This window comes from Emticicia soli (assembly GCF_037860775.1).
Classification (GTDB): Bacteria; Bacteroidota; Bacteroidia; order Cytophagales; family Spirosomataceae; genus Emticicia; species Emticicia soli.
In genome coordinates this window covers 37,584-51,735 of record NZ_JBBEWC010000016.1, presented here as the reverse complement: position 1 = coordinate 51,735, position 14,152 = coordinate 37,584, and the positions used below count along the sequence as shown (strand labels likewise).

The window sequence follows — 14,152 nt, the reverse complement described above, 5'->3', positions numbered from 1 at the left end:
TTCACTAATATTTTTTTAATCTACATATTAAAATAAAAACTTTACTTTTAGCTTAATTGTTTGTCTAATCTAAAATCAAATCGCTCTTAAAACTATTACTACAATGAAAAGAATTTTTGTTAGTCTTTTTTCATTTATTGCACTGGGAAGTTTTGCCCAGAGTACCCCAACTGCTGATGCTATTATTGATAAATACGTAACAGCGATTGGAGGCAGAGAAGCAATAGACAAAATTAAGGATATTACCATCAGCACTACAAGCGAAAACCAAAGAGGTACGTCTGAAACTGAAGTTAAATATAAGTTTCCGGATAAATATGCCATGAGTATGTATTTTAATGGGAATCCGGGTATGACCACCGTTTATGATGGCAAAACCCTGAAAACCAGTGGTGGTTTTGGTGGCCGAGGTGGTGGTGGCGGTGCGCCAGGCGGCAATCGCCCGCAACCCGAAGGTAATGCAGCTAAGATTCAGGCTATGCGTTCAAACCCATTCTTTGAACTCATGTACAAAGACCTTGGTATAACAGGCACTGTGCAAGGTACCGAAAAAGTAGGCGATAAAGATGCTTACAAAGTAGAGTTTTCGACAGCCGATGGCAGAAAATGGACTGATTATTTTGATGTAGCTTCAGGCTTGAAACTAAAAACTTTTAGCTCAAACGAAACCCCAAGAGGAAAATTTGAAAGCACGGTTTTATATGAAAACTACAAGAAATTTAAAGGAACCGAAGTTTTAATACCGGCTGTAAGCAAACGTAGTGGCGGACAAATGGGAGAAATAACATCAGAAGTACAATCGGTAAAAGTAAACAAGGGTCTGAAAGATTCTGAATTTGAAATTAAAGAATAATTTTTGACGTGTACTGAATAACCTGAAAGCAGATAGTTTTGTTAGCTATCTGCTTTTATTGTTGCTATTATTTAGATGAGCATTCTTTTAAATTTATTTCTAGTTGTTTTTCGCAGAAAATTCCTTACATTTTCGTTTATTCGCAAATAAATCATTCTTTTAAATCCCTCACCAATTGATTTGCATACACATGAAAAAAACCTTTTTCATATTTCTATTACCCTTGCAGCTAGCTGTTATCGGTTTTATTTTTTGCAATAATTCTTTTTCGGATTCAGCTCCTAACGTTAGGTCTACTCCAAAACCTAAAGGGATAATCACCGGAGCCGACCAGTTATCAGAATATTTGCCATACCTAAAAGGCAAGCGCATTGGCATGGTTGTGAATCAGACTTCTATCATTGGCAATAAACCAAGTGTCGACAGTCTATTGGCATTGGGTATAAAAGTTGTAAAAGTTTTTGGGCCTGAGCATGGTTTCAGAGGAAATGCCAGCAATGGTGCAAAAGTTGATGATAACGTTGACCCTAAAACGGGGATTCCGATTATATCGCTTTATGGTAAAAACAAAAAACCATCGAAAGACCACCTGGCTGATATTGACCTGATGGTTTTTGATATTCAGGATGTTGGTGCTCGTTTTTACACTTACATTAATACGCTCAACCATGTGATGGAAGCCTGCGCCGAAAACAATAAAGAGTTGGTGATTCTAGACAGACCAAATCCGAATGGGTATCTGGTAGATGGCCCGATACTTGAAGACAATCTACATTCGGGTATTGGCATACATCCTATTCCGATTGCTCATGGCATGACTATGGCCGAGTTTGCGCAAATGATAAATGGCGAAGGTTGGATTCCTAACAAAATGAAATGCAAATTGCACATTATAAAAGTAGCCAACTATAAGCACGATATGGAATACGAGATTCCGGTCTTTCCGTCTCCTAACTTAAACTCACAACAATCTATTATACTTTACCCAAGTATCTGTTTATTTGAAGGCACTATTATCAGCCAAGGTAGAGGCACGTATATTCCGTTTACGGTATTAGGTGCTCCGGCATTAAAGGGTAAATATGATTTTCATTTTAAGCCTGTAAGTATAAAAGGTATGAGCGAAACACCTCTGCACCAAAACGAAGAGTGCTATGGCATAGACTTAAGAAATTATGACTTAAGTTTATTAAGAAAATCAAAAAAGCTGAACCTGAAATGGATGATGGAGCTATACAAAGCGTATCCATATAAAGATAAATTTTTCGACATGAGCCAAAGCAAGCAAATGAATAGCATTGATAAACTGGCTGGAACGCTGAATTTCAAACAACAGATAATAGACGGTAAGTCGGAAGAGGAAATCCGTAAAAGTTGGGAGCCGGGTTTATCGAACTATAAAATCATGAGAAAAAAATATTTGTTATATCCTTAAGTAAAGCGTTTTGAAAGAGATTCTGGATATATTTGGTATCGTTGGAAAAACAGAACGCTTATCAGGTGGACAAGGACAATCGGTTCGTGTAGGCGACTTTGTGGTAAAACCTATTGAAGAAGTACAAAAATATAGTTGGGCAGGTTCAGTGCTTGAGTCTTTGCCAACGCATAGTTTGGCAATAGCCAAGCCGATACGCTCAAAAAATGGCAATTTTGTTGAAAACGGCTATGGCGTTACGCATTATATAGTAGGTGAGTTTTCAAGGGGATATATTTCTGAAAAAATCGCCGCTTGCCAATTACTTAACCAATTGTTTAAAAATATTGAGCAACCCGAACAATGGAATAGTTGGCATTCGCCTTGGCAATGGGCCAATCGGGTAGCATGGCAAGAAAACAATTTGCCTCAAAACACAGATATTCGCTCAATTGATTTAATTGAAAACATTAAAAGCAAGTATGAACCTATTGATGTGGCAAATCAATTAATTCATTCAGACTTAGCAGGCAACATTTTATTTGATGGCACAAAGCCTATCATTATAGATTTTAGCCCAGAATTTCGGCCAAGTACTTATGCAGAAATTTTACTAATTACTGATTCTATAGCCTGGCACAATGAACCAACAGAAAGTTTGTGGCTTACAAAGCATAGAAAAGAATTAGTGATTCAACTTGCTTTAAGAGCCATTGTTTTCAGGTTATCGGTAGTAATTAATTTCTATCCGACAAACCATGAAGCATTTCGGAAAGAATTAAAAAACTTTCAGCCATTATTAAACGTGTTATTGGATTAGGTGTCTAAAGTTCATGAAGTAAAAATATTAGAACAATTAACACTATTATTTAAAAATTAGAGCTATGAAAAATTTACTCTTTGCCTTAGGCATACTATCATACAGCATGACGGGCTGTGTAGGAACACAAGGTGCGAGCAATTCGAACCAGCAAACAACAGAAGCACTTAATGCTCCTTTAAAACTTAACGGAAGTTGGGAACTCGCTGAAATTCCCGGAGCCAGGGTTTCGGTAGTAGGTTTGTATCCCGAGAAAAAACCTGTTATTACTTTTGATGTAAACGATAACAAATTCGTAGGGAATACAAGCTGCAATAATTTCAGCGGTCTTTTAGTTGTTTTTGGCAACAAGATAAGTTTTAACAAATCGATGGCCATGACCAAAATGATGTGTCCGGGCGAAGGTGAATCAACTTTTATTGAATCACTAAAAAAAGTTGATACCTACACTATTAATGCCGACAAATCGCTGAGCTTAAATATCGGAGGTGTTGAAACCCTACGAATGAAAAAAGTTATGAAGGAGTAAATATTAATCTGCAATATTGGTTAATACATTTCTTTTATCAAACTTAAAGTCTTTGGTAAACAATACCTGTATTTTATTGGCGTTCTCGAGCTTAATGTTTATTTTTTCTTTGCCATCAATATAACCAGCAACTGCCGGATTACGGCTATCAGTTAATTCTGAAGATGCATCATATTTATTGGCATAAATAATAGTACCTTGTGCATCAATATAATACAGGTTGCCTTTATGTCTTACAGCGGCCATGCCATTGTCGAACGAACTGGCTTTGTCGAACATTGCAGGTAAAATTTCTTTCCCTTCATTATTAATAAAACCATACTTGCCATTAATCTTGAAGGTTGCAATATTATCTCTGAAATCATCTAGCAAATCATATTTAGGCTCAACTATTTCTTTACCGTTTCGGTCTAAAATACCATATTTATCAGCTTTCACCATTACGGCTACTCCGTTCTCAAAACTTCCGATATTTTCGTAAATCGGTTCAATAATCATATTTGCTTTCTGGTCTATTACACCAGTTAGGTCTCCTACTTTCACAGTGGCTAGTCCTTCATGGTACGAACTTGCAATATCATACTTACACGGAATTACTTCATTACCGGCATGGTCGATATACCCAAATTTTCCGTTGCTCATCACAGCTGCATAGTTTTCAGAAAAAGGCAACGAAAACTCGTATTTATAATCAATCACCAAATTTCCGGTGGTATCAATGTAACCATTTTTTCCGTTTTTGCTAACCAAAGCTTTACCATCGCTAAAACCCATTCCGAAATCATATTGAGGATTCACAACTACTTTTCCATCTTTATCAATAAATCCATACTTACCATGAATGCTCACAAGGGCTAATCCTCCTGAAAAAGGTTCGCAACTATCAAATACCAACGATGAAAGCAAAGTACCATTTTTACGAATGAAACTATATTTATCTTTTTGTCTGACAATGGCTAATCCATTATTAAAATTCTGAACCATGTCATATTCACACGGAATCTGTACAAATCCCTGACGGTCTATAAATCCATATTTTCCTCCAATATTTACTTTTGCCATATCGTCGACAAAGTAAAGGCCGATAGTTTCGTTTGAAAAAATGCCATTTGTAGAATTTTGCTCTTGTGCCTTAAGCTGAGCAGAAAACAAAATTATAATGCTGAATAAAATAACGTTTAGAGTAGAAGTCTTCATGTTTTTGGGTTTTATATAAAATATTTACCAAACATTATGCCAAAGAAATCGATTATAACAATACATTCTACTTATATTTGATTTACTATAAAATATCCTATGGCTATCAGAGTGCTCCTTGCTGACGACCACGAAATTCTACTCGAAAGTCTGGCTACATCAATCAATACAAGCGATACTATTGAAGTAGTAGCAACTGCTATTAACGGCGAAGACGTAATACGAAAACTAGAAGTCCATGAGGTAGACGTATTGGTTTGTGATATGCAAATGCCCGTAATGGATGGCATAAGTACAGTTTTACAAGTACGGCAGTTGTATCCGAACATAAAGATTCTGATGCTTACCATGCTAGATGATGTAGAACCCATCACAAAAGCAATTCAGGCAGGAGCATCAGGGTATATACTAAAGAAATCTAAAAAAGCTGAGTTAGAAAAAGCTATCCTGGCAGTAGCATCAGGCAAAAAATATTTTAATGAAGAAATTATATCGTCATTAATGAAAGAAGAGAAAGGTGTGGTTAACGATTTTCATCCTCAATCACTTACCGAAAGAGAACTTGAAATTTTGGTTCTGATAGCACAAGAAAACTCAAGCCAACAAATTGCAGATAAATTATTTATAAGCCTTAATACTGTTGAAACACATAGGAAGAATCTTTTCCGAAAACTAAACATTAAAAATCTAGCTGGCATTATCCGCTATGCATTTCAGCATAAACTCATTCATTGATTAACTCTCGAAGACTAAATCTGTCGGAACCGATACTACAAACCGAGTACCCTTATTTGCAGTATCAACAAAAAACTCTCCGCCAATATCATTTAGTCGACTTTGGATATTCTTTAAACCCATACCCTTTTCTACATTTGTCGTCAAGCCTCTACCGTTGTCGCTTACTTCAAGCCATAGCACTCCAGCTTTTTCAAAAATAGAAATACTTGCCTCAGTAGCTTGTGAATGTTTGATAATATTCTGAATTAACTCAAGACAAATGGCATACATATTTAATTCTATACTACGGCTCTGACGATTCAACTGACCAGTTTTAATAAAGAATTTTATTCGTTGATTATTGTTCAATTTATTGATTAATCGTTCTAAAGCTGTTTTAAGTCCATCTTTTTCGAGTTCTTCCGGCAATAAATTATGAGAAAGCAACCTTATTTCAGCATAAGCGTTCTCTGACATATCCATAATTCCGGCATAAATCTTTTTTTCTTGCTCTGTCAAATTCTCAGGATTAATAGTATCAAGCGAAATATTAATAGCTGTAAGCAAACTGCCGAGATTATCGTGTAAATCGGCAGCCATTCGTTTCCGTTCGAGTGTCTGTCCTTTTTGCATAGCATCTTTTATTTCGTCGTATGCTCTCTGCAAGGCAATTGTACGCTCTTTTACCTTCTCTTCTAAACCCGAGTTTAACGTTTCAATCTCCTTTTTTTGTACCTCAACAATTGTACTTTTTTTAGTTAGTAATCTATAATAATACCACAAAAACCCTAGCATTATCAGCAATATTGCAATACCTAAAAACAAAAAATTGCGTAATTTTTTATGTTCTCTTATTTCGTTCTCTTCTTTCTGAATCTGCGCATTTAACTCTGCATCTTCAATTCTCTTTCTCAGAAACGACATCTCCAAAGCATTCTGCTGATTAAAACTTTTTTCTTTGGCTTCTATGTATTTCTCATAAAACATAAGTGCTTCATCAGGCTTATGTTTAGCCTTATAGCATAAATATAATAATTCATAGGCATTCTTAATTATCCGTAGTGGAAGCGTGTTTAGGGGTACAGCAAGTGCCTTTTTTGCATATTCTATGCTGTTATCGTATTTTTTTGTTTGATAAAATATTTTCGCAGCTAAGAAATTGGCTTCGCATAAAGCAAAAAAATCATTGGTATTTTCGAAAAACTTAAGCGAGGCTTGAACATAACTTATCGCTTTTTGGGGCTGATTTACATCCAGATATGTACTCGCAATTTCATTATACAAGTACATTTCAAGTTCGGCCAAACCAAGCTTTTGTGCATCAGCTAGCGCGTTGAACAAATACCGCTGCGCCTCATCAGTTTTTCCTTTCACACTCAGAGTTCTTGATAAATCTATCTGATAGTCAATCAAATCTTCAATATGATATTTTTTAGATTTTTTCAAGAAATCAATTGCAAGTAAATTCTGTTCAATTGATTTATCATTATCACCTAAAATTCTGAGATTAATCGCATAATATAAATGCAATTGCGCATGATAAAACTCAAAGCCTTCGACCCCGACAGAGTCGGCATACTTCAAGCCATTTACACAATACTCCAAGCTTTTCGGATAATTATGTGCATCGCTCATAGCATCAATTTTAAACAGCAAACCGTCAAACACAGCATATTTATCATTGTTTTTTTTACCGAGGGCAATCAATAAATAAGCATATTTTAAGGTAGAATCAGCGTTTTTTTCAGGATTTGTGTTCGATCCATACAGCAAACATAATTCTCTTATAGCCTTACGCTTAAGCGAATCGGGTATTTGTGGAGATTTGTAATAGACTTTGAGTAAATTGAGCAGGCTATCTGAATTAATTTTCTTATGCTGCAACGAAGCTTTTTTTATTTCGGAAGAAACATTTGGGAAGGTTTGAGCAAAAACAGATACCGAGCATATAAAACTCAGAAAAAAAGCAATTACTTTTTTAGGTATCTTTTTTTTCATTTGGCTCAAGCATTCTTTTAACAAATATAGCAACATCTACTAAAAAAGATGTGTAAATCGGTTGATTCTTGCAGATACTATTATTTCTTCACTTATCTTTGCAAAAAATCTTCATTAGTGCGATTCGATAACAGAAAAAAATTAGGCATACTCGGTGGCGGGCAATTAGGCAGAATGCTTATTCAAGCCGCCATTGATTTCGATTTAACTATCAAAACGCTTGACCCTGATAGTGATGCTCCGTGCAAATACATTTCTCATGAGTTTGTAACTGGCTCTTTAAACGACTATGATACAGTAATGGCCTTTGCCCAAGACTGTGATATAATTACGATTGAGATAGAAAATGTAAGCATTGAAGCCCTTGAAGCATTAGAAAAACAGGGTAAAGTTGTTTTCCCTCAACCTTCTGTGCTTCGCATCATTAAAGACAAGCGTGTTCAGAAACAATTTTATCAGTCACAAAATTTACCAACGGCCGATTTTGTACTTACTGATAATCAGGCACATACCAGTACATTCAGTGATTTCCTGCCGGCGGTACATAAACTTGGACAAGGTGGCTATGATGGCAAAGGGGTACAGGTTGTAAGAACGGCTGAAGACTTCCCGAAGGCATTTGATCAACCTGGAGTACTCGAAAAAATGATTGACTTCGAGAAAGAGCTGGCAGTTATTGTAGCCCGAAATCTGGAAGGCGAAACCAAGACATTTCCGGTAGTTGAAATGGTGTTTCACCCAGAGGCTAACTTGGTAGAATACCTTTTTAGCCCGGCCAATATTTCAGCAGAAATTGAACAAAAAGCCGAAGCAATAGCCGTACAAACTGCTGAAGCAATGGGCATTATTGGCTTGTTGGCAGTAGAAATGTTTTTGACTAAAGATGGACAAATACTTATTAACGAAGTAGCGCCACGTCCGCATAATAGTGGGCACCAGAGTATTAGAGCTAATGATGTATCTCAGTTTGAGCAACACCTGCGAGCTATACTCAATTTGCCATTGGGTAGTACAAAAGCATATTCAAAAGCTGCAATGGTAAACTTACTAGGTGAAGATGGCTACACAGGTGAAGCGATATATGAGGGCATGGATGAGGTGCTTGCCGTTGAAGGGGTTCATCCTTTTTTATATGGTAAAAGGTTTACAAAACCATTCAGAAAAATGGGACATATCACGATTATCGACCAGGATTTTGAAAAATTAAAAGAAAAAGTCATTTTTGTAAAAGAAAAATTAAAAGTAATAGCCAAAAACTAATAATATAGATTTCTTTAATATTAGTTAAAACACACGGAAATGGTTGGAATAATTATGGGCAGTTTCTCTGACTGGAAAATAATGGCAGGGGTTGCAGAAATTTTAGAAGAATTAGAGATTCCTTACGAAAAAGAGGTTGTTTCGGCACATCGTACACCTCAAAAAATGTTCGACTATGCTCTTTCAGCTCGTCGTCGTGGGCTAAAAGTAATTATAGCAGGTGCAGGCGGTGCAGCTCACCTTCCGGGTATGGTGGCATCAAGCACTACGCTACCTGTTATAGGTGTACCTATTAAATCGAGTAACTCGATAGATGGTTGGGACTCAGTACTATCAATTTTACAAATGCCTACCGGCGTACCCGTTGCTACTGTTGCTTTAAACGGATCAAAAAATGCCGGAATTTTAGCGGCACAGATACTAGGCGTTGGCGATGAGGAAGTAGCCAAAAGATTACGTAATTATCGTGAAGGCTTGAAGGATTTGGTGGAGGATATGAACGAGGAATTGAAAAAAAGTATATAAGTATATACAATTAAGTAGGGCGTCATTTTGTTAATTGCAAAATGATTGTATCTTTATGTCCGATACAATATGTGTATTAAATAAGAATTTGTTTTCCTAAATAATTAACTAAATTTCCTAATACCATGCAGTTCGAAGACCGCGAACAACGTAATGAACGTCCTAAAGAAGCCTCACGAAATCTACCAATGGCAGTGCTTTTGGTGCTAGTGAGTATTATTTGTGCTTTGCTTTACATCGGTTGGAAATACATGTCTGACGACACATCAACTTCCGATGATTTAACCGCTGCTCCTGCTGACTCTGTAGCTAATGCTATTAAAACACAACCTTCAGAAGAAGAACCAGTAAGTGATGACATCGAAGCTACTAACCCTGATGCTTTACCGGATGTTTCGATGCCAAAAGTAGGCGATAAAAAAGAAGCTGCTACAGCCGAGACCAAGCCAGCAGAAACGAAACCAAAAGAAGAAAAACCTAAAGAGGAAAAACTGAAGGAAGAAAAACCCAAAGTTGATATTCCGACAGGTGGTGAAACATACTCACATACTGTTGGCGAAGGAGAAACCTTTTTTGGCATTGCTAATCGTTTCAATGTAAAAAAAGAAACATTAAAAGCAATGAATCCGAATGTGGAAGAAGGAGGTATTAAGGTTGGGGTAACCAAACTGAAAGTACGCATAAAAGCGATTCATACAGTTGGGCCGGGCGATATTCTGCGTGTAGTGGGTAAGAAATATGATGTTCCTGTATCTTTAATTATGCAGGCAAACAAAAAGACCAAAAACTTTGCCGAACGAGGAGAAAAACTAATTATTCCTTATGGTAAGAAAGAATAGCAGTAACAAGAATAAATGACAAGAGGGCTAAGCCCTCTTTTTTTATATCACTAGTTTGTAAATGTTTAACAACAGACATAAATAAAGCGTTGAACAAACACAGAAACACTAATTGAGCAGCTTTTTCTCTGGGCTTATGCAACGCTTTTCTAAAAATGATTAGTTATTACTTAAACCATAAAGTTTACAATCAGTAGGAGAATAGTAAAAAATATTAATACCCACGCCTGGATCAAGTCAGTTTTTCGGTTTCTGTTAGGATCTACAGTACCTAAATTAAGAAATTGAAGCAGTAAACAAATTGTACCTAATGTACCTAATGTTGAATTTCTCAGTAGCGGTGATGGCATCATTGCAGGTAATATAATGATTCCTAAGAAAGTCAGCACAATAATCCATCTAGAGGTTTTCTTAGATAAAATTGCCATAGTTTATTATTTTTGATTGTAAAAGTTTGGTTGTCTTATTTTGATTCTTCTCTGAGTGTCTCTGAATCGTTTTCTATTTTATGATTCACCTCTGTATCAATATTATCTTCGCTTGTTTCAGCTTGAGTCAATTCATTTTCATCTGACTCAACATTCTTTTCTGTAAACCTATCTTCTGGTTGTTCAGACAACTCTTTTTCGTTGCTTACAATTGGTCTTAAAGAGTTTTCTTCATGTATGAAAAAGCTCTTCTGAAAAAGCAGAATACTTACTACTCCACAAAAGATACAGGCATCAGCAAAGTTAAATATTGGTGTAGTGTTATATTGACCTCCTAAAAAAGGAATCCAATCAGGATAATTACCGTCTAAGCCATAAGTATAAAACATATCAATCACTTGTCCATGAAACCACGGAGTTGGTGAGTCGAGCGGAGCATTGTTTAACCAAACACCATAGAAAGTACTATCGATTACGTTACCAATAGCACCACCTAAAACTGCCGCAATAGACCATAACAAACCACTATGTGCGTTTTTGCGGGCAAGGTAAACAAGATACCAACATATACCCACCATAGCACAAAGACGAAAGGCCGTTAACAATAATTTACCATATTCTCCGGCTAATGTCCAGCCAAAAGCCATTCCTTTATTTTCTACGTAATGTAATTTGAAAACACCTGGAATCAAATCAATTTCCCCGTAATGATTGGGTAATACATCGTAATACATCCACAGCTTAATTCCCTGGTCTATTAAAATCAATATAACCGTAAGCAGCAAATATTTGTATGGAGATTTTCCTTCCAACGAGCCTCTACTTGTAATCATTTATTAATTTGTTTAATACAAAAGCCTTAACTTAAGGCATATCCTGTCAAGAGTTATCTAATGTTCCTACCCTTAAACGATAGGCAGCATAAATTTATTAAAAATATTCTATCTACTCTTACTTTAAAGCTTTTCTGCGCTCTTTTTCTTTTTTAATTAACAAAAACTCACGACTGCTTTGTCCGGCAATAGAAGTATTTTCTTCTGCACGGCGGAATAGATATGGCATTACAGCTTCAACCGGACCATAAGGTACGTACTTAGCGACGTTGTATCCTGCATTAGCCAAGTTATAAGAGATATTATCGCTCATACCCAGTAACTGTGCAAACCATATTCTTTCGTCATCATTTTTAATACTTTTTTCTTTCATCAAGTCAGCACATAATAAACAACTTTCTTCATTATGTGTACCAAGGCAAATAGAAAGAATAGCTAAATTATCAATCGAAAAATGGATAGCTTTATTAAAATCAACATCAGTGTCATGCTTAGTAGCATGAATTGGGTCTTTATATTCAAATTCGGCAGCTCTACGCCTTTCTTTTTCAATATACGCACCACGCACCAGCTTTGCTCCTACTTTATATCCCTCTTTCTGAGCCACTTCGCAGGCATCGGTCAAATGTTTAAGGCTTTCCCAACGATACAATTGGAAAGTATTATAAACAATAGTTTTACCACTAATGTTATACTTCTTCATCATTTCGTAGCTTAAATCGTCAATCATATCCTGAATCCACGACTCTTCAGCGTCTAGAAAAATTCTTACATCGGCAGCGGCGGCAGCGGCGCACAGTTTATCTACTCTATTTCGAACTCTTTCAAAAGCACTCTTTTCTTCCTCCGACACACTATTTGGGTATTCTTGTACTTTTTCAAGAAGTTCAACAGAGCCAATACCAGACACTTTAAAAACCGAAAACGGGATGTCTTTTCTTTGTGTTGCCGCTTTGTCTATAGTTCTTAGAATTTCTTCAGTTGTTGCCTCAAAGTCTTTTTCGTTATCTTCTCCCTCTACCGAATAATCTAAAATTGTACCTACTTTACTTTTTGCCAGACTCTCGATTGTCTTTTGACAGGTTGAGATACTCTCGCCACCACAAAACTGAGCAAATATGGTATTTTTAATCAACAATTTTATCGGTAATCCTAATTTTATTGCTAGTTTTATAAAAAAAGTTCCTATCTTTACAACCCAGTTTTGATTCATCAACGCAAAAATCAGATAAGTTTTACGGAGCTTATTGTTTGACTGATGAGCAAAGGCAATAGAAGTATCATCGAAATTTAACGAGCGGTTTTTAATAGCCGTTTTCATTATTTCAAATATTGGTTTCTTTTAAATTTTTAGTTTTGATGATGAATTGCACTATTTCAAGAAACTCTAGCGTTTTTGGCACAGTATTCTTTAAAATGGTTTGCAAATATACGCCAAAGAAAAGACATTTGAATGAAACAATATGAATAATTCGGTAATGTAATCTGTTGTTGATGCTTGCAATCAGAAGCTTATGTAAAAACATTTGATACCTTTTACAAAGCATTGAAAAAATTGACAAAACAAATTTTAACAAAGAAATGAAAGCAAATTTAGATGTACTACCTCTTAATAGTTGGATAGATACAAACGGAAAACCCTTAATTATCGCTGGTCCGTGTAGTGCCGAGACAGAAGAACAAGTAACCGAAACCGTAACCCGTATTGCTAAAGAAGGATATGCACACGTGATTCGTGCAGGTGTTTGGAAACCTCGTACTCGTCCGGGTAGTTTTGAGGGTATGGGAGAAGCAGCACTACCTTGGTTAGCTGCTGTAAAAAAAGAAACAGGCCTACCAATTGCAGTGGAAGTAGCAACACCTCAACATATCGAATTGGCTTTAAAATATGGTATTGATATTCTTTGGATTGGTGCAAGAACAACCGTAAACCCTTTTAACGTACAAGATTTAGCTGATGCTTTGAAAGGTGTTGATGTACCTGTACTTATCAAAAACCCTGTGAACCCAGACCTTGCGCTATGGGTTGGTGCATTTGAGCGTATTGCCGGTGCAGGTATCAAGAAAATGGCGGCTATTCACCGTGGTTTCTCTAATGCACAGGAAACAAAATACCGCAACTCGCCAATGTGGCAACTTGCAGTTGAACTGAAAACATTGTTCCCTCAATTACCAATCATTGGCGACCCAAGCCACATGGCAGGTAAAAGAGCTTATTTATATGAGATTGCACAACGTGCGCTAGACTTAAACTACGATGGTTTGATTATCGAATCTCACCGTAGCCCAGACGATGCATGGTCTGATGCTTCTCAGCAATTAACGCCTGAGGCTTTGGGCGAAATGCTTCGTGAACTAGAAGTACGTAAAGCTTCTTATGGCGAAGATTTCCAAAGCGAGTTAGACAAACTACGTCAGAAAATCGATAACATCGACCGTGAGCTTTTAGAAGTACTAGCTGCACGTATGGCAGTAGTTGAAAAACTAGGCGAATACAAAAGAGATAACAATGTGGCAGTATTACAGCTTGACCGTTGGAAGCAAGTACACAATAGCCGTGCTGAACAAGGCAAGAAATTGAATCTTTACCCTGAAATGGTTGAGGAGTTATTCAAGCTGATTCACATGGAATCTATCCGTAAGCAAACAGAAGTAATGAACCAACAACCTGCTTAAGTAGCTTGTAGGAACCACGATAGAAAATGAAGATTTAGAAAAGCGTCAGGTTTTAATCTGGCG

The 14,152-nt window shown here is 36.5% G+C and carries 13 protein-coding genes; 9 read left to right on the top strand and 4 right to left on the bottom strand.

Translation table 11 applies throughout. The annotated features are described in order from the left end of the window. Positions 1-103 precede the first annotated feature (103 nt). From WAE64_RS21825 to WAE64_RS21810, 4 genes are all read left to right on the top strand, one after another. Positions 104-853, top strand: a complete 750-nt coding sequence (locus tag WAE64_RS21825; RefSeq protein ID WP_340239910.1) for a hypothetical protein — start codon at positions 104-106, stop codon at positions 851-853. A 190-nt stretch (positions 854-1,043) separates the two neighbouring features. Beyond that, complete coding sequence (locus WAE64_RS21820) at positions 1,044-2,288, top strand: exo-beta-N-acetylmuramidase NamZ family protein (RefSeq protein ID WP_340239909.1); 1,245 nt, start codon at positions 1,044-1,046, stop codon at positions 2,286-2,288. Between the two features lie 10 nt (positions 2,289-2,298). Next, complete coding sequence (locus WAE64_RS21815; RefSeq protein WP_340239908.1) at positions 2,299-3,087, top strand: protein kinase family protein; 789 nt, start codon at positions 2,299-2,301, stop codon at positions 3,085-3,087. A gap of 64 nt (positions 3,088-3,151) precedes the next feature. Continuing rightward, positions 3,152-3,616, top strand: a complete 465-nt coding sequence (locus WAE64_RS21810) for an META domain-containing protein (RefSeq protein WP_340239907.1) — start codon at positions 3,152-3,154, stop codon at positions 3,614-3,616. A 3-nt stretch (positions 3,617-3,619) separates the two neighbouring features. Here WAE64_RS21810 and WAE64_RS21805 read toward each other — a convergent pair whose 3' ends face one another. Beyond that, a complete protein-coding gene (locus WAE64_RS21805) occupies positions 3,620-4,813 on the bottom strand; it encodes a WG repeat-containing protein (RefSeq protein ID WP_340239906.1) in 1,194 nt (397 codons plus the stop codon). 99 nt (positions 4,814-4,912) lie between these two features. Between WAE64_RS21805 and WAE64_RS21800 the strand changes: the two genes are divergently transcribed. Beyond that, positions 4,913-5,548, top strand: a complete 636-nt coding sequence (locus WAE64_RS21800; protein WP_340239905.1) for a response regulator — start codon at positions 4,913-4,915, stop codon at positions 5,546-5,548. Here WAE64_RS21800 and WAE64_RS21795 read toward each other — a convergent pair whose 3' ends face one another. Beyond that, positions 5,549-7,528, bottom strand: coding sequence for a histidine kinase (locus WAE64_RS21795; RefSeq protein WP_340239904.1), 1,980 nt, complete (start codon positions 7,526-7,528; stop codon positions 5,549-5,551). It lies immediately after the preceding gene. 117 nt (positions 7,529-7,645) lie between these two features. Here WAE64_RS21795 and WAE64_RS21790 point away from each other — a divergent pair, with 117 nt between their 5' ends. The 3 genes from WAE64_RS21790 (at position 7,646) to WAE64_RS21780 (ending at position 10,152) form a co-directional block, all read left to right on the top strand. Then, positions 7,646-8,788 carry a 5-(carboxyamino)imidazole ribonucleotide synthase gene (locus WAE64_RS21790; protein ID WP_340239903.1) on the top strand — a complete coding sequence of 381 codons (1,143 nt, stop codon included), beginning with the start codon at positions 7,646-7,648 and terminating at the stop codon, positions 8,786-8,788. A 39-nt stretch (positions 8,789-8,827) separates the two neighbouring features. Next, on the top strand, positions 8,828-9,313 hold the full coding sequence (gene purE, locus WAE64_RS21785) for a 5-(carboxyamino)imidazole ribonucleotide mutase (RefSeq protein WP_340239902.1): 486 nt from the start codon (positions 8,828-8,830) through the stop codon (positions 9,311-9,313). A 125-nt stretch (positions 9,314-9,438) separates the two neighbouring features. Next, positions 9,439-10,152, top strand: coding sequence for a LysM peptidoglycan-binding domain-containing protein (locus WAE64_RS21780; RefSeq protein ID WP_340239901.1), 714 nt, complete (start codon positions 9,439-9,441; stop codon positions 10,150-10,152). Between the two features lie 463 nt (positions 10,153-10,615). Here WAE64_RS21780 and WAE64_RS21775 read toward each other — a convergent pair whose 3' ends face one another. Both WAE64_RS21775 and WAE64_RS21770 read right to left on the bottom strand, forming a co-directional pair. Continuing rightward, positions 10,616-11,413, bottom strand: a complete 798-nt coding sequence (locus WAE64_RS21775; protein ID WP_340239900.1) for a lipoprotein signal peptidase — start codon at positions 11,411-11,413, stop codon at positions 10,616-10,618. A gap of 118 nt (positions 11,414-11,531) precedes the next feature. Continuing rightward, positions 11,532-12,734 carry a proline dehydrogenase family protein gene (locus WAE64_RS21770; RefSeq protein WP_340239899.1) on the bottom strand — a complete coding sequence of 401 codons (1,203 nt, stop codon included), beginning with the start codon at positions 12,732-12,734 and terminating at the stop codon, positions 11,532-11,534. Positions 12,735-12,994: 260 nt separating this feature from the next. On the opposite strand from WAE64_RS21770, the gene WAE64_RS21765 reads away from it, so the two are divergent. Further along, on the top strand, positions 12,995-14,089 hold the full coding sequence (locus tag WAE64_RS21765; protein ID WP_340239898.1) for a chorismate mutase: 1,095 nt from the start codon (positions 12,995-12,997) through the stop codon (positions 14,087-14,089). Positions 14,090-14,152: the final 63 nt, after the last annotated feature.